General features: G+C 65.3%; 18 protein-coding genes. 10 read left to right on the top strand and 8 right to left on the bottom strand.

The features are described from left to right. Positions 1-103: 103 nt before the first annotated feature. A complete protein-coding gene (locus ACPPVQ_RS08505; RefSeq protein WP_426520563.1) occupies positions 104-295 on the top strand; it encodes a hypothetical protein in 192 nt (63 codons plus the stop codon). Between the two features lie 144 nt (positions 296-439). Beyond that, the gene (locus ACPPVQ_RS08500) at positions 440-856 is read left to right on the top strand and encodes a hypothetical protein (RefSeq protein WP_426520561.1); all 417 of its coding nucleotides are present in this window, start codon (positions 440-442) and stop codon (positions 854-856) included. Between the two features lie 18 nt (positions 857-874). Here ACPPVQ_RS08500 and ACPPVQ_RS08495 read toward each other — a convergent pair whose 3' ends face one another. Beyond that, positions 875-2,251 (bottom strand): glucose-6-phosphate dehydrogenase, encoded by a 1,377-nt coding sequence (locus ACPPVQ_RS08495; protein WP_426520559.1) that lies wholly within the window; start codon positions 2,249-2,251, stop codon positions 875-877. A gap of 30 nt (positions 2,252-2,281) precedes the next feature. Here ACPPVQ_RS08495 and ACPPVQ_RS08490 point away from each other — a divergent pair, with 30 nt between their 5' ends. From ACPPVQ_RS08490 to ACPPVQ_RS08475, 4 genes are read left to right on the top strand one after another with little or no spacing between them, the layout of a single operon-like run. Further along, positions 2,282-4,060 carry a glycoside hydrolase family 15 protein gene (locus tag ACPPVQ_RS08490; protein ID WP_426520556.1) on the top strand — a complete coding sequence of 593 codons (1,779 nt, stop codon included), beginning with the start codon at positions 2,282-2,284 and terminating at the stop codon, positions 4,058-4,060. A gap of 18 nt (positions 4,061-4,078) precedes the next feature. Continuing rightward, positions 4,079-4,390, top strand: coding sequence for an ATP-dependent Clp protease adapter ClpS (clpS, locus tag ACPPVQ_RS08485; protein WP_426520553.1), 312 nt, complete (start codon positions 4,079-4,081; stop codon positions 4,388-4,390). After that, positions 4,360-4,899: a DUF2017 domain-containing protein gene (locus ACPPVQ_RS08480; RefSeq protein WP_426520551.1), complete on the top strand. Its 540-nt coding sequence runs from the start codon at positions 4,360-4,362 to the stop codon at positions 4,897-4,899. Before clpS ends, ACPPVQ_RS08480 begins: the two co-directional genes overlap by 31 nt. Next, positions 4,896-6,056, top strand: coding sequence for a cation:proton antiporter (locus tag ACPPVQ_RS08475; RefSeq protein ID WP_426520549.1), 1,161 nt, complete (start codon positions 4,896-4,898; stop codon positions 6,054-6,056). The genes ACPPVQ_RS08480 and ACPPVQ_RS08475 overlap by 4 nt, the downstream gene beginning before the upstream one ends. 26 nt (positions 6,057-6,082) lie before the next feature. On the opposite strand, the gene ACPPVQ_RS08470 is transcribed toward ACPPVQ_RS08475, so the two are convergent. Together ACPPVQ_RS08470 and ACPPVQ_RS08465 are read right to left on the bottom strand one after the other, a co-directional pair. Continuing rightward, entirely contained in the window at positions 6,083-7,207 is a 1,125-nt protein-coding gene (locus ACPPVQ_RS08470; protein WP_426520547.1) for a hypothetical protein, read from the bottom strand. A 131-nt stretch (positions 7,208-7,338) separates the two neighbouring features. Further along, the gene (locus tag ACPPVQ_RS08465; protein WP_426520545.1) at positions 7,339-7,677 is read right to left on the bottom strand and encodes a DUF732 domain-containing protein; all 339 of its coding nucleotides are present in this window, start codon (positions 7,675-7,677) and stop codon (positions 7,339-7,341) included. A 65-nt stretch (positions 7,678-7,742) separates the two neighbouring features. On the opposite strand from ACPPVQ_RS08465, the gene ACPPVQ_RS08460 reads away from it, so the two are divergent. From ACPPVQ_RS08460 to ACPPVQ_RS08445, 4 genes are all read left to right on the top strand, one after another. Then, on the top strand, positions 7,743-8,537 hold the full coding sequence (locus ACPPVQ_RS08460; protein WP_426520543.1) for an oxidoreductase: 795 nt from the start codon (positions 7,743-7,745) through the stop codon (positions 8,535-8,537). A gap of 76 nt (positions 8,538-8,613) precedes the next feature. Next, on the top strand, positions 8,614-8,961 hold the full coding sequence (locus ACPPVQ_RS08455) for a YciI family protein (RefSeq protein ID WP_426520541.1): 348 nt from the start codon (positions 8,614-8,616) through the stop codon (positions 8,959-8,961). A gap of 7 nt (positions 8,962-8,968) precedes the next feature. Further along, the gene (locus tag ACPPVQ_RS08450) at positions 8,969-10,237 is read left to right on the top strand and encodes an RNA polymerase sigma factor (protein WP_426520539.1); all 1,269 of its coding nucleotides are present in this window, start codon (positions 8,969-8,971) and stop codon (positions 10,235-10,237) included. Positions 10,238-10,288: 51 nt separating this feature from the next. Continuing rightward, positions 10,289-10,978, top strand: a complete 690-nt coding sequence (locus tag ACPPVQ_RS08445) for a DUF1275 family protein (RefSeq protein ID WP_426520537.1) — start codon at positions 10,289-10,291, stop codon at positions 10,976-10,978. A gap of 39 nt (positions 10,979-11,017) precedes the next feature. Here ACPPVQ_RS08445 and ACPPVQ_RS08440 read toward each other — a convergent pair whose 3' ends face one another. The 5 genes from ACPPVQ_RS08440 to ACPPVQ_RS08420 all read right to left on the bottom strand — a co-directional run bounded on the left by ACPPVQ_RS08440 (position 11,018) and on the right by ACPPVQ_RS08420 (position 15,474). Beyond that, the gene (locus ACPPVQ_RS08440) at positions 11,018-11,401 is read right to left on the bottom strand and encodes a VOC family protein (protein WP_426520535.1); all 384 of its coding nucleotides are present in this window, start codon (positions 11,399-11,401) and stop codon (positions 11,018-11,020) included. 133 nt (positions 11,402-11,534) lie between these two features. Next, a complete protein-coding gene (locus tag ACPPVQ_RS08435) occupies positions 11,535-11,894 on the bottom strand; it encodes a hypothetical protein (protein ID WP_426520533.1) in 360 nt (119 codons plus the stop codon). Between the two features lie 976 nt (positions 11,895-12,870). Next, positions 12,871-13,017, bottom strand: coding sequence for a hypothetical protein (locus ACPPVQ_RS08430; protein WP_426520531.1), 147 nt, complete (start codon positions 13,015-13,017; stop codon positions 12,871-12,873). A 1,286-nt stretch (positions 13,018-14,303) separates the two neighbouring features. Next, positions 14,304-14,447: a hypothetical protein gene (locus ACPPVQ_RS08425; RefSeq protein ID WP_426520529.1), complete on the bottom strand. Its 144-nt coding sequence runs from the start codon at positions 14,445-14,447 to the stop codon at positions 14,304-14,306. Positions 14,448-14,781: 334 nt separating this feature from the next. Continuing rightward, entirely contained in the window at positions 14,782-15,474 is a 693-nt protein-coding gene (locus ACPPVQ_RS08420) for a hypothetical protein (RefSeq protein ID WP_426520527.1), read from the bottom strand. Between the last annotated feature and the right edge of the window lie 7 nt (positions 15,475-15,481).

The following is a 15,481-nucleotide window of genomic DNA, read 5'->3' as shown; positions in this document are numbered from 1 at the left end:
GACCTCCCCGCCGACGCGATCCATCCGCATCCGGAGCGGAGGTCGCACCACTGTACCCCCGGGCCTACTGCGGCTACCGTTGGGACGAAACGGAGAGGTCCGAATGCGAAAGTACATCTTCAACGGGGCCGTGCTCAGTGCGGCTCTCGGTATCTACACGACCATCCGCGAGACGAAGGAGGGCGTGCGCGACTGGAAAGTCCTGCTCCTGTGGATCAGCTCTGCGATATCGCTCGCCCTAGCGATCGGGACCGTGATCGAGGAGTCCCGCGAACTCGACGACGGGGACGCCTGACCGACCAGCACCTCCAGGCGGCCTGCAAAGTAGCGCAGACCAGCCAAAATCCGTGATGACACGCGCGGCGTGTCCGCCAGATGTCGCGACCCGATTCGGGGACACTTATACCAGTTGGTCCGCAAACCTGGAAGGGGTTCCGCGATGTTCGGTCGCAGACGTCATGTCGCTGCAGTCCCGGCTGCCCCGGTTCCGCAGCTGAGCGAGGCGCAGATCCTCGAGCTCGTGCACCAGAAGCTGGCCGAATTCGTCGGCGAGCACGGCGAGTGGACGGTGAGCCGCCGCGCAGATGCGGACACCGACGCGATCTTCCACACGATCATCGCCCGTTCCGTCGCCGTCGGGATCACCGCGGCGATCATGGATGCCAAGCGCACCCTCGAAGCCGGCGTCCCGGTCGAACCCGGACTCCACGTCGCCGAAGAGCCCGTGTCAGACGTCGTCGAGACCCGGGAACCCGCAGCGTTCGGGTGGGAACCCGCTCCGATCACCGTTTGGACGGACCTTCGCAAGCCTGTGACCGGTGAGATTCCGGCCATGACGGAGCGCCGCGCCGCCTGACCACCCGCCGACGTGTCCTCAGGCGGCCGGAATCCAGCCGTGGGGGCCTTTCGAACCGGCACGGTAGGTGTCGAGCGGAACCTTGTCCTCGGACCACTCCTTCAGGATGGGCGCAACGATCCGCCAGCATTCGACCGCTGTGTCGCCACGAACCGACAGTGATGGGTCGCCGTCGAGCACACCGGCGAGGACTTCACCGTACGCCTGCAACTGGCCCGGGCCGAATTCGGCGGTGAGTGACGCACGGTCGATGACGTGCGGGTCTCCCGGACCGTTCACATTCAGCTCCAGGGCCATCCCGTCCGGCGCGAGCAGGATGCGCAGCCTGGTCGGCTCATGCGCTCCCTTCAGGCCGCCCGGCACATGCGGGGCCGGACGGAATGTCACGACGATCTCTCGACGGCGTTCGCCGAGCGCCTTGCCCGAGCGCAGTGTGAACGGCACGCCGGCCCACCGCCAGGTGTCGATCTGGAAGGTCGCCTCGGCGAGCGTCTCGGTCTTCCTGTCCGATTCGACCCCCGGCTCGTCGACGTAGGACGGGACCTTCACGCTGCCCACCGCTCCCGCCGTGTACCGGGCTCTCCTGCTCGACTCGAGCGGGCTGTCGTTCCACACGCGCGTCGCACGCAGAACCGCGCCCTTCGCATCCCGGAGGTCCTGCGACCCGAGAGTGGAGGGTGGTTCCATCGCGAGCACGGCGAGCACCTGGAGCAGGTGGCTCTGGATCATGTCGGTCAGGGCACCCGCTTTGTCGTAGTACCGTGCACGCCCTTCGAGCGCCAGTGTCTCGTCGTAGATCACATCCACCCGATCGATGTGATCGGAGTTCCAGAGCGGTTCGAAGATGCGGTTCGCGAACCGGAGCCCGAGCAGATTGTAGACCGTCGAGTTGCCGAGGAAATGGTCGACCCGGTGCACCTGGTCTTCGGGAACCAGCTTCGCGAGCACGGCATTCAACGCGATGGCCGAACGGCGATCGGTGCCGAACGGCTTCTCCAGCGCGAGCGCGGTCTTCGGCGGCAGGTCGACCTTCTCGAGGGCGAGACACGCCGCTGCGGCCACGGCCGGGGGCAGTGCGAAATAGATCGCCGGTGTGCCGGCGCACTCGCCTATGAGGCGTGCCAGGTCATCCGGCTTCGTCACATCCGCGCTCAGGTAGCGCGTCTTCTTCAGAAGGTCGTCGACGGCGGCGCCCTTCGCCTTCATCGTCGAGAACGACTCGCGCACGACGTGGCGCCAGTGCACATCCGTCCAGTCCTCGCTCCCCGCGCCCACCAGTTCCAGCCGGCGGTCCGGCTCGTTGGTGAGCAGCTGCCCCAGTGCAGGCAGGAGGAGTCTGGACGTCAGGTCCCCGCTCGCCCCCAAGATCAGAAGACTCGTCACGGACTGCGTCATGGTTTTCACAGTACCGGCCATACTGAAGGTATGTCGCTCCCCATCGAGGATTACGCCCTGATCAGCGATTGCTACACCGGCGCACTCGTCGGTCGTGACGGCAGCATCGACTGGTTGTGCCTCCCCCGCTTCGACTCGCCGTCCATGTTCGGGGCACTCCTCGGTACGGAGGACCACGGGCGATGGCTCGTCGCACCCGTGGACGCGACGGCCCGCTCGACCCGTCACTACGAGGGCGAGACGATGATCCTGATCACCCGCTGGCATACCCCGACCGGCGAAGTCGAGGTCACCGACTTCATGCCGTACGGCGACCACCGGGCGGATGTGCTGCGCCGGGTACGCGGAGTGAGCGGAACCGTGCGGATGCGGCAGGACCTGCGCATCCGCCTCGGGTACGCGACCTCGGTTCCGTGGATCCGCCAGGACAGCTCTGAGCATCCGAGCGCACTGATCGCCGTCGCCGGGCCCGACGGACTCATCGTGCGCGGCCCACGAATGCGGGCATCCGGTCGCAGCCACGGCGGCGAGTTCGACGTCAAAGCCGGGCAGGTGGTCGATCTCAGCCTCACCTGGTTCAAGTCATACAAACCGACGCCCACGCCACCGGATGTCGAAGCCGCACTCGACCAGGCACGCGACTGGTGGCTCGACTGGGCGGCAGGCTGCAGCCATGAAGGGCCCTACCGCAAGGAGGTCGTGCGGTCGCTCCTCCTGCTGCGTGCGCTCACCCACCTCCGCACCGGTGGGATCGTCGCTGCGGCGACCACGTCGTTGCCCGAGAGCTTCGGCGGCGACCGCAACTGGGACTACCGCTACGTCTGGCTGCGGGACGCGTCGCTCACCATCTCCGTGCTCCTCGCCCATGGCTACAGCGATTTCGTCGACCACTGGCGCGACTGGCTCCTGCGCGCTGTCGCAGGCGACCCCGCCGACGTGCAGATCATGTACGGACTCGCCGGCGAGCGCGCCCTCGATGAACGGGTCCTGACCAGCCTTCCCGGCTATCAGGGTGCCAGTCCTGTGCGGGTGGGAAACGCCGCCTCGTCCCAGTTCCAGGCGGACGTGATCGGTGAGGTCATGCTCGCCCTCGACCACGGTCGCGCCGGCGGTGTCCCCGAGACGAAGTTCTCATGGGCGCTCCAGCGCGCTCTGCTCGGCTATCTCGAAGAGCATTGGCGGCAGCCCGACCATGGAATCTGGGAGATCCGTGGCGAACCCCGGCACTTCACCCACTCGCGCGTCATGGTGTGGGCGGCCTTCGACCGCGCGGTCGTCGCCGTGGAGCAGTACGGACTCGACGGTCCTGTGCAGCGCTGGCGCAGACTGCGCGACGAGGTCAGGGCCGACATCGAGGCGAACGGCTACGACCGGCAGCGGCACACGTATGTGCAGTATTTCGGGTCGACCGAGGTCGACGCCTCCCTCCTCCAGCTCGCCCAGGTCGGCTACTGCGACTACGACGACCCGCGCATGCTCGGCACCGTCGCCGCGATCGAAAGCGACCTCATGCGCAGCGGCCTTCCGCTCCGGTACCGCACCGAGACCGGAGTCGACGGGCTCGCCGCTGGTGAGCATCCTTTCCTCGCCTGCTCGTTCTGGCTGGTCGAGCAGTACGCGAACTCCGACCGGCTCCGCGACGCCAGGGCACTCATGTCGCGACTGCTCGGCTTTGCCAACGACGTCGGCATGCTCAGCGAGGAATACGACATCGACGGGAAGTCCCAGGCCGGAAACACTCCGCAGGCGCTGACCCACCTCGCACTCGTACGCGCCGCGGATGCGATAACCAGAGCCGAACGGCGCTGAAGCTGGGATGATGCAGGGATGACCTCTGCTGCGGCTGCGACGATCGCACCGGGAACCCAGGAGGACATCGGCACGGACACCGTGACCGAGCTGGGCTCACCCTGGGTCACGATCGTCTGGAACGACCCCGTGAACCTGATGTCGTACGTCACCTACGTCTTCCAGACATATTTCGGGTTCCCGCGAACCGAAGCCGAACGCCTGATGCTCCTCGTGCACAACGACGGTCGCGCGGTCGTGTCGACCGGTTCGCGGGAAGAGATGGAACGCCACGTCGAGGCCATGCACGACTACGGCCTGTGGGCGACGTTGACGAGGGCGGATGCATGAACGGGTTCCACAGAGACGCGAGCGGATGCGCCGTCGCATCCTTCGCCCCCGAAGAGGCTGCGCTGCTCGTGCAACTGGCCGGCGAGAGCGCCGAGCTGGTCGACCGCGCGCGTCACAGCGATGCGCCGCCCACCGACCCCGCCGTCATCCGGCTGCTGCCCGACGCTTACCCGCAGGACCCCGCCGCCTCCGCCGAGTTCCGGCGGTACACGACGGACGGTCTCGCCCAGCGCAAGATCCTCAACGCGCGGATCGTCGTGGAGATGCTCGCGGTCTCCGAAGGCAGCGACCCCATCGTCGTGCGACTCGACGAGGTCGCCGCGCTGGCGTGGCTCCGGACGATCACCGACATCCGCCTCGTGCTGGGTGCTCGCCTCGGCATTGTCCAGGACGGCGATGAGGGCGACATCCACGACGATGAGACCGCGTTGCTGCGGGCACTGTTCGACTGGCTGGCGTTCCTCCAGGAGACGCTCATCGACGTGCTCGACGCGTCGCTCGAGCAATGACCTTCCTTACGCTCGCGATCGTTTCGGTCGCCGCGCTTGCCGGTCCGCTTCTCGCTGCAAGGAAAAGCTGGCACATTCCCGTCGTCGTCGGCGAACTGTTCGTGGGCATCCTGCTCGGTGCCACCGGCCTGCGGATCGTCGATGCGCGAGATCCCATCCTCACCTTCCTCGCAGAGCTCGGTTTTGCACTGGTCATGTTCGTGGCAGGTTCGCGAGTTCCCGTCCGCGATGCCGCCGTGCGCTCGGCCGTCGGTTCGGGTCTCATCCGCCTGCTGATCGTCGCGGGCGTGTCGGTCGCTGTCGGAGTTCTTGTGGCGATGGCGTTCGGCACGTCCCACGCGCCGCTGTATGCCGTGATCATGGCCTCGTCGTCTGCAGCGCTCATCCTGCCGATAATCGGTGGCCTCGGACTCGGCGGTCGTCGCGTGCTGCAGATGACGGCGCAGGTCGCGATCGCCGACATCGCTTGTATCGTCGCGATTCCTCTCGTAGTGGACCCTTCCCATGCCGGCCGTGCTGCGGCGGGCTCGCTGGCCGTGATCGTATGCTCGGTCGCGATCTTCTTCGTGTTGAATGCCGCCGAACGGTCCGGACTGCGTCGCCGCCTGCACAAGGTTTCGGAGGACCGTGGGTTCGCACTCGAATTGCGGATCGACCTGATCATCCTTTTCGCGCTTGCGGCTCTGGCGGTCTTCAGTGGGATCTCCGTGATGCTCGCCGGTTTCGCACTCGGACTGGTCATTGCCGGGGTCGGCGAGCCTCGTCGGCTTGCTCGTCAGGTTTTCGCGATCACCGAAGGATTCCTCTCACCTTTGTTCTTCGTCTGGCTGGGCGCCTCGCTGGATCTCACCGCTCTCTGGGCTCAGCCCCGCTTCATGCTGCTCGGTCTCCTGTTGGGCGCGGGCGCCGTGATCGCCCACCTTGCGACCAGGCTGGTCGGACAGCCGGTTTCTCTCGGCCTGCTCTCCGGCGCGCAGCTCGGCGTACCTGTCGCTGCCGTGACCGTCGGCATCCAGACCGGATTCATGTCGTCCGCGGAGGCCGGTGCAGTGATCGTCGGTGCGCTGCTCACCGTCGTGGTCGCAACCACCGGTGCCGGTTTCGCGGCGCGACGCGGCTTTACGACGAAACCGGTTCAGCAGACAAGCAAACGCTGATGGGTAGGAGACTCCGTGTCGGGATGTCAGATGGGGAACCGCACCGCTGCGGCCGCCGCACCGCCACCCGGAACGTCCTCGGCGCGGACCGCGAACACTTTCGCTTTCGACGTGAGTGAGCGTCGCAGGATCTCGTCGATCACGCCATAGTTCGACTCGCCTTCGTCGTCGTCCGCGAACGTGATCACTCCCGTCTCGTCGTCGATCGTTCCCGGCACCCGACGGTCGATGTCGAAGATCAGGGTCTCGACCGCGCCATAGGTCGCTGCACGGGCGATGTCGCTGAGGTCACCGGTCGCCGTCCCCGCAGCCATGCGGGCTTCGAAATCGTCTTTGAGTTCAGCAATCTTTTGTGCGTACAGCTGGTCGAGGATCCCGCGTGCAGCGGTCGCGAGTTCCTCTTCGCTGCGCTCTTCGGGATTTCCCGTGATCGCCGCTTCAACCAGGCGCGGGTAGTCGCAAACCCCGCGGTAGATGCCGAGCAGTGGTTCCGCGGCCGCGACGATGAGCGGTTGTGTGGAGTTCGCAAGCACGGAATGCAGGGCGCGGTCGATCGCCTGCGAGTATTCGAGCATCCGGACTTTCTGCCCCTCGGACCCGCGCACGCGTCCTGCAGAACTGCGGTCGTCGATCGTCGTTCGTCCTACGAAGCTCGTGAGGTCGTGCGGCATACCGGCAACGTCGACGACCTCGGCGGGTGCCTCCGGGGAGATCTTCACCAGTCGAACCGAGTTCTGGGCGAGAGCGAGGATGTAGGCCGACTGCGGGAACGTCACCGTTCGCAGTAGCGGCTTGATGTAGAACCGGTCAGACACATCGCAGGATGAGGAGAGCCGGTTGGGCAGCCGGAACGTCTCGCTGACGGTGCCGTTGAGGAACACAACCAGGCTTCGCGACTGATACCGCCAGAAGTCCCGGTTCTCGACGATGACCTCGCCTTCTGCCGCGACAGCCGCAATCTGGGCCTTCGGGATCTTGTTCGCTTCAAGGTCGCGGAGCGCTTGTGCGAGATGGTTCTTCAATTCGATTCGGGCGATATCCGCGTCGGCGGGGAGCGGTCCGGATCGGAGGTAGATCGATACGCTTCCGGGTTCTCGAATGGCCGCAATTCGTTCGATGTCGGCCCTGGTCGGGATGTCTTTATACTCCATGCGAGCGTTCCCCCTCTAGGTCGAGCGCCGGTCGAGCCGGTGGTCGCGGACGACCGCGACGTCAGGCCTGCACTGGTCGCCAGTCTAGGAGCGGGCACCCGAAGGCGAAAGGGCGCGGTGGGTATTTCCGCTTACTTGGAGAGATCGCCCTGATGCTCCGGGCAATACTCCGCAACGGAGGCAGCAATGAACGTGGCTGATTCGGTCGCATCAAGGCCGGCTTGGGTCAGCTCGGCCTGCGCCGCGGCCTGTGGCCCGCTCGGGTCGACAGCCATCAGTTGGCATACGGACTTTCCACCTGAGCGCAATTGGTCGTCGGTGTCGCCGGCAAAAAGGGGCACGGATTGCCGGACTGCGGCGAAATAGTTCGCCTCCGGCACAGAACTCACCGGCGTGCTGGACACGGTAGTCGGTGCGGCGCAGCCGGACAGCATCACAACCAGGATCAGCCAGAATGGCATGCGCTTCATGCGGTCAGCTTAGTGAGAGCCCGATTCCTTGACAGCGCATCGACACGCACCATACGTTCGGCCTCATGGAGCTGAACCTGACAGGAAAAGTAGCGGTCGTGACCGGGGCCAGTAAGGGCATCGGCCTCGCCATCACACGGGCCCTGGTCGACGAGGGTGCGTCCGTCGTCGCGGGCGCGCGGGACGTCGGAGGCGAACTCACCGATCTCGAGGCGACAGCGAAGGTCCTTGCCGTGCCCGTCGACCTGTCCACACCGACCGGTGCGTCGGAACTGGTTGCCCGAAGCGCCCATTTCGGCGGTCTCGATATCGTCGTCAACAATGTCGGGGCACTCACTCCACGCACCGAAGGATTCCTTGCGATCAGCGACGAGGAATGGCTGGCGACCTTGAACCTGACTCTTCTCGCCGCGATCCGCACAACACGTGCTGCGATCCCGCTTCTCCTCGAGCGTGGTTCCGGAAATGTCGTGACGGTCGCATCCGTCAACGCCTATCTGCCCGATCCGGGCGTCCTCGACTACTCCGCTGCCAAGGCCGCCCTGTGGAACGTCTCGAAATCCCTCTCGAAGGAGTACGGCTCCCGGGGTCTCCGCTTCAACACGGTCAGTCCCGGCCCCGTTGAGACGCCGCTCTGGCTCGGCGAACACGGTGTGGCCGCAACGATCGCCGCGGCAACAGGCACAGACTTCGAGACGGCGAAAGCGAATGCCATCGAAGCGCAGGGCGGCTTCACCACCGGCCGGTTCACCAAGCCGGAGGAGGTGGCAGACCTGGTTCTGCTTCTCGCAAGCAATCGGGCTGGGAATGTCAACGGCTCGGATTTCATGATCGACGGCGGTCTCGTCAAAGGACTGTAGCTGTCGAATTCGGCGCACCCCGTTCGTGTAGAAGGTGAGAGCCGGCAGCCTGCCGGCCGAACATCCTGGAGGAATCATGAGCCAGTACCTGCTCAGCGTCTACTACCCGGAGGGCGGGACGATGCCCGACCCCGAGACGCTCGCACAGATCTCCGCAAATCTCGAGGTGGTGAACGCCGATCTCCGCAGCGCAGGAGCCTGGGTGTTCGCGGGCGGCCTCTATCCCCCGAGCACCGCAACGGTGCTCACGCCGACGGCGGGCGAGATTCTCGTGACCGACGGTCCTTACGTCGAGAGCAAGGAAGTGCTCGGCGGCTTTTCGATCATCGAGGCGTCTGATCTCGATGCGGCGCTCAACTGGGGTCGCCGTATGGCCCAGGCGATCACCGTGCCGATCGAGGTCCGGCCCATCCAGAGCGAGTAAGGCCCGGATGCCGACATCGACACCTGCGAACCCCTCGATCGCCTCGGTGTTCCGCGCCGAGTACGGAAGGGCGGTCGCCGTCCTCTGCCGCATCTTCGGCGACATCGACATCGCCGAAGATGCGGTGCAGGATGCGTTCGAGATCGCATTGCAGCGGTGGCCCGGTTCCGGTGTCCCGCCCAGCCCGGCCGGCTGGATCATCACGACAGCGCGCAACCGTGGGATCGACCGGCTCCGGCGCGAAGCCAGCCGACACGACCGGCACGCGGAAGCGGCCCTGATCCATGCGCAGTCGCCCCCACCTGAGGAGGGTCCGGTGTACGACGAACGTCTCCGCCTGATCTTCACCTGCTGCCATCCTGCGCTCAGTCGTCAGGCTCAGGTCGCGTTGACGTTGCGCCTCCTCGGCGGTTTGACGACGCCAGAGATAGCGCAGGCGTTTCTCGTCCCTGAGACGACCATGGCCCAACGCATCGTCCGGGCGAAAGGCAAGATCCGGGACGCGCGCATCCCCTTCCGCGTCCCCCGCGACGCCGACCTCCCGGAACGCCTGACCTCGGTTCTCACCGTGATCTACCTGATCTTCAACGAGGGGTATTCGGCGCACTCCGGCGAGAGCCTGACCCGCGACGACCTGTGCACGGAGGCGATCCGCCTCGGACGCCTTCTTGCGGAGCTGATGCCCGACGAACCGGAAGCCCTCGGCCTCCTCGCGCTCATGCTGCTCATCCAGGCACGACGTCCCGCCCGCGTGACCGCGAGCGGCGAACTCGTCCTGCTCACGGAGCAGGACCGAACGGCTTGGAACAGGGCGCTGATCGAGGAGGGCCAGGACCTCGTGCGACAGTGTCTTCGCCGCAATCGCCCAGGGCCGTATCAGCTCCAGGCGGCCATCAACGCGGTGCACACCGATGCACGGACGCCCGCTGACACGGACTGGCACCAGATCCTTCAGCTCTACGACCAGCTCCTCGCGATCGCGCCGACACCGATCGTCGCGCTGAATCGCGCGGTCGCAGCGGCGGAGGTCGAAGGTCCGGATGCGGCACTGACGTCAGTCGAATCCCTGGACCTCACCGAGGTCGCCGCCTTTCACGCCGTCAGGGCAGACCTGCTCCGTCGAACCGGTCGGCCCGCAGACGCCGCGCAGGCCTACGCCGCGGCGATCGCACTCGCCGGGAACACCGCCGAACGCGACTATTTCGAACGGGCACGCGACAACCTTCGAGCACGGCCCGTGGACAACGGGAACGGTCTGCACGAGCCGAACGGATAGGATTTCGCGGTCGGGCTCAGCACGCCGCGTGCCCGAACATCGAGGAGAACCATGACGGCCGCGAACCCTACTGACCACGAACGACTTCACCTGATCCTCATGCTGGCGCTCACGTTCTCGACCGGCATGATCGATGCTGTCGGTTACCTCGGACTCGACCGCGTCTTCACCGGAAACATGACCGGCAACGTGGTCATCCTCGGCATGGGCCTGCTCGGCGCAGACCATCTTCCGGTCATCGGCCCGGTCGTCGCCCTCGTGCTCTTCATGGCCGGCGCGGCGATCGCCGGGCGCGTGCTGCGGCCCATCCCCGCCGGCTGGACCCACCGATCGACGACGCTTTTCACCGTCGTCGGTGGAATCCTCGCCGCCGCTGCGGTCGTGCTGGCTCCGTTCGGCGGCGCCGTGCCGCTTCCCCTCCAGTACATCGCGACAGGCGCGCTCGGTATGGCGATGGGAATGCAGGCCGCGGCGGCTCGCCACATCGCGGTAAAGGACGTCACCACGGTCGTCGTCACGTCGACGCTCACGGGCCTCGCCGCGGACTCCGTGCTGGGTGCGAAAACGGGTCAGGCGTGGAAGCGCCGAGCCGGCGCGGTGGTGCTGATCGGACTCGGAGCACTCGTCGGCGCTGCCGCGCTCCATGTCCAGATCGCCCTCGGGCTGGCCATCGCCGCGATCATCGTCATCGCGGTCGCCACGATCGGTCACGTGAGAAAGCCGGCACCAGACCTCACCTGAAGGCCCTTCATCCACTCGCCGGCGCGGGCGGTCAGAAGCCTATTCCGGCTGGAATAGAGCAAGGATGTTGCCGTCGGGGTCCTTGAACCACGCCGACTTTCCGATGCCCACAGTCGTCGCGATGTGGTCGACGGTCTTGAGTTTGGGAAAGTCGTATTCTTCGAACACGACGCCGCGCGCGGCCAGTTCCTTCACGTCGCTGTCGATGTCTCGCGACCAAAACCGGACCTGGGTATGGTCGGCCTTGTTGCCGCCGGGACGTCCGTAGACGAGCAGGGTCGATCCGTCAGGCGACTCGAACAACAGATGGTTCGGGATCGTCTCGGGCGACAGCGTGAGCCCGACCTGTTTCTCGTAGAATTCCTGGGTTAGAGCCAAATCGGTGCTGGTCAGCACCGCCGAGATCCTGCCTGTGCCCAGCATGTGCGGCCTCCTCGTTGCGCCCCGCTGTCAGGCTACGCCTCACGCCGCGCTGGTGGTCGAAAAAAGTGACGATCACTCGACTGGGTCGCCAAGCCGGACACTAATGGCCTCTGCCGTCAATATCTGAAGCGCCCTAAGAAATCGCCTGCGCAGAAAGTTCCTCGGATTCACGGTCGGACTTCAACCGGGCCGCACTATTCAGGTACAGGTAGGCCGGAACTCCGAAGTACAGCACTAACAAGACGATATCGAGGTTCGAGGGTCCCAAATGAGCGAAGAACGAGATCACAAGGCCTGCCACCGCGAGAGTCGTCAGGACCGTCAGCCAACTACCGAGATTGTTACTGAGTTTCTGCCGGGCTGTCATCTGCCACCACGGGCGCGGAGGGGCCACCGGCTCCCCTTTTCCGCGAAAGATGCGTGCACCAATCAAGAGCACGGCGAAGTCGTAGACGAGAAACAGGACGGACGAGGCCAGACCGGCTACACCCATGAGGCCAAACAACAAGTCGTCAAGACTTCGGCCGCACCGGGCCTCATCTCGGCACGATCCGGCGTCGCTTCCTTGCAATCCCTGGCATCCGGCGCTTTCAGCAACTGGATGACAAAACCCCCGTCAGCGCAATCCATTGCTGATCGGAGGTTTTGTGTTGGTGCACCCCCAGGGACTTGAACCCTGAACCCACTGTTACCGCATTTGATATCTCGCGATGTCTCCGGAAGGGTAACAATATATAGTCTGATCAGGCGTTTAGAGCTCGCGTTAGCTGGGGTTATTTCGCGAGACATCCTCAAATATCCTTCAAAATAGGGTTATTTTTGGGGTAAATAGGGTTATAAATAGGGTTACTTTCGGCAGCGATTCGCTGACACTTACGTGCCACGCGGCGGCGGCGGGGCCGCGCGGCACGCCCGAGACGCCCGCGACATCGCCCACGAGTTGCTCGCTGAGGGTCCCGCATGAGTAAGGTGAAGGCATGGTTCGCCGTGCCTACTCAGCAGTGTTGCTGATGCTTGTGCTCCCGGTCCTCGCGGGCTGTTCGCTGATCAATGCCAGTGGGCCTCGCGCGGCGCCCACGGCGTCGATCAACCTCCAACCTGCGAGCCAGCTGGCCACGTACCCTAAGCCGATCACGATGTTCGGGGTGGGGCTCCGCGGGACGTTGCGGCCAGTCGACGGATGTGTAGGACTTGAAGGATCAGACGGGGGACGGGTGGTGCTCGTCTTCGTGGCTGGCGAGGCATCGTGGCATGACGGCGTGCTGACGTGGCGAGGCCGCGACTACCGTTACGGCGACCCGATCGATGTCGGCGGCGAAGGCCCAGCCCGAAATGCGAATATCCCGAGCACCTGCGCGGGGTTGCCCTCGTTTCTCGTGGAAACTCAGTAGCTTTTCGGCCGGTGCAATCTTCACATCGGCCCGGCATGCGCTATCAGTTCCTCGTTCACGATCGCCGAGCGGGACAGGTCACGCGGAGCGGACTGAGATCACTTGTGCGCCTGCGTAGGCGGGCTCGTCGACGAGTGAGACGCGGTCGAGGTCGGCGGCGAGGATTTCGCGAATGCCGTTGACGTGCTGCTCACGGCGGGCGCGAAACCCGATCGAGACACACACACGCCGACACAGGGGCGGGGGCAGGAGATCAGCTTCGAGCAAGGAGCCCGACGGCATCGAGCAGCGAGCCGATCCGGCTTCGAGCAGCGAGCCGATCCGGCTTCGAGCAGGAGCCGCCGCGCCTCCCCCGAGATCGGACCGTCGACAACTCGCCTCCGGTCTGCTCGATCGACACCCGCCGAGACGATCGCGACATCGCTCCACGCCGACACAGGGGCGGATAGGCGGCGACGGGCCCAGGGGCAGGAGATCAGCTTCGAGCAGCAGCCGATCCCGGCTTCGAGCAGGGAGCCGATCCGGATTCGAGCAGCGAGCCGGTCCCGGCTTCGAGCAGCGAGCCGGTCCCGGCTTCGAGCAGCAGCGCCTCCCCCGAGATCGGACCGTCGACAACTCGCCTCCGGTCCGCTCGATCGCGCGTTCATCATCGCGCAGCTGGCGATCGCCCACGATCGCCCCGCGCCGACACAGGGGCCGATAGGCCGACGACGGGGCCAGGGGCAGGAGATCAGCTTCGAGCAGCAGCCCGACGGCATCGAGCAGCGAGCCGATCCGGCTTCGAGCAGCGAGCCGATCCGGCTTCGAGCAGCAGCAGCCGCGAGCAGCAGCGCCTCCCCCGAGATCGGACCGTCGACAACTCGCCTCCGGTCCGCTCGATCGCGCGTTCATCATTGCGCAGCTGGCGATCGCCGACGATCGCGACATCGCTCCACGCCGCCGACACCCGACAGGCCCAGGGGCAGGAGATCAGCTTCGAGCATCAGCCGCCCCACTGCTCGATCTCCGACACAGGGGCACATACGTCGGCGACGATCGCCGCGCGCACGCTGTGACCTACTCCTGCGCGAGTGCGCAGGAGTAAAAAGAGCATCGAGCATCGGAAAGAGTCGTTGTGCGCTCTGCGAGAGAGGGGATAGGGTTCGAAATCAGAACCGTTCTATGGAACGGTCGTGTGTGGTGTTTAGAAGAAGAAGAATAACTAAAGGCACGAATCGCAGCATAATTGCGCCATTTAGATATCAGACGCAGTTTCATTGCGCGAAAGCCCCATTTTCCTCAAAATTGTTGCGTTTGGGGGAAAAATGGACGGGGCTACGCGGGGTGTCCCGAGATCCCGACTTAAAAAAGCGGAGCGGACGCCCCGGGCAGCGGAGGCTTCGAGCGTCTGCGGTTGCCAGCAGCACGGCCGCGCTCATATGCCAGCCATGCAGGCGACGTAACCCCGGGCAGCGGCGGCGTCGGTCGATCAGTGAGCCCGTCATAGTATCCGCGACCATACGCGCGACGGATCACTGCCAGCTGCTCAGGGTCAGCGGCAGGGACTCGCGGTGTGGGTGGAGCAGCAGCCCGTCGACCCCGAGCGCGCTCGACGTCGGCGGCATTGCGTCGGGCTCTGTACGCGGGATCCGCTCGACGTCGGCGCTGTGCCTCACTTCGGGCTGCTGTCATCCGGGCGGACTGCTCGGGATCCGCTCGACGTGTAGCCCATCGGATCCGTTCTAGCTCGCGATACTGATCATCGCCACGGCGCTCGCGTTTGCGGCACTCATCGTCGCTCTCGTCACTATTCATCACTTTATTTGCGGCCTTTCCCCATTGACGGCGATTAGACGGATCGTCAGCCCGAGCGCTGTCACGAGCAGCGGCGGGCTGACGATCCGAGCAGCACCAGAAATAGCCCGACCACCCCGAGCAGCCACCAGGGAGCGCGCGCAGCGTGCCGGGCGCGCATCCGCGCTACCTGGTGCTCATGCGTGGGCTGCTCGGTCATCCGCGCTGGCTGATCCGATCGAGCCACTGCCGCGCGACGTCATCGCGTGTGCGCCCGTCTGCCCCGATCGCCCGGCCGCTCGATGCGACCATGTGCGCGGAAAATACGATCGCGCACGGGCCGCACAGGCGCAGCGGGGTCGCCATCAGCGTTATCGGCCGCGACTCGACGCGCAGCAGCGCGTTACTTTCATCGAACCTGTCGCCGCACTCAGGGCAGGTTGTCCGATAGAGCCGATCCGATTCGCGCTGCTCGACCTGCGCGCGTTTGCCCGCATCGTTTAGCAGCGCTTTCATGATTACAAAATGACTTGTGAGCGCGGCGACCGCGGCCGGCTGTTCGGTGTCGATTCGTTTGGTCATCGCTTTGGGCGACCATTCGCGCGATTCGCGTTCATCGAGCACGAACCCGCCGCGCCGCCCCTCATTGACGGGCTGCGGGTGCGCGCGCTGGTATTCCTCTGCGGCGGCACGCCCGAGATATTCGCGGGCCCGGTCATGGGATCGGGCGGCCGTCGTCGGCTCGACCGTGGCAACGTCGAAACGTTGATAGGCGGGCTCTAAAATGTCGGGCACGAAATAGACCGATTCGGGGTCATCGTGGCCGTCTGGCAGGCTGCGCAGAATGTACGCATCGGGCTCCGCCGCGCTAATGGTCGTGGTGTCGTCGTCACGGTTGCGGAATTTCATTTGGTTC

The sequence above is a fragment of the Leifsonia sp. McL0618 genome, from assembly GCF_049994905.1.
In the GTDB taxonomy this organism is placed as follows: Bacteria; Actinomycetota; Actinomycetes; order Actinomycetales; family Microbacteriaceae; genus Diaminobutyricibacter.
The sequence above is the reverse complement of the archived record's forward strand: the minus strand, read 5'-3'. Positions and strand labels throughout refer to the sequence as shown.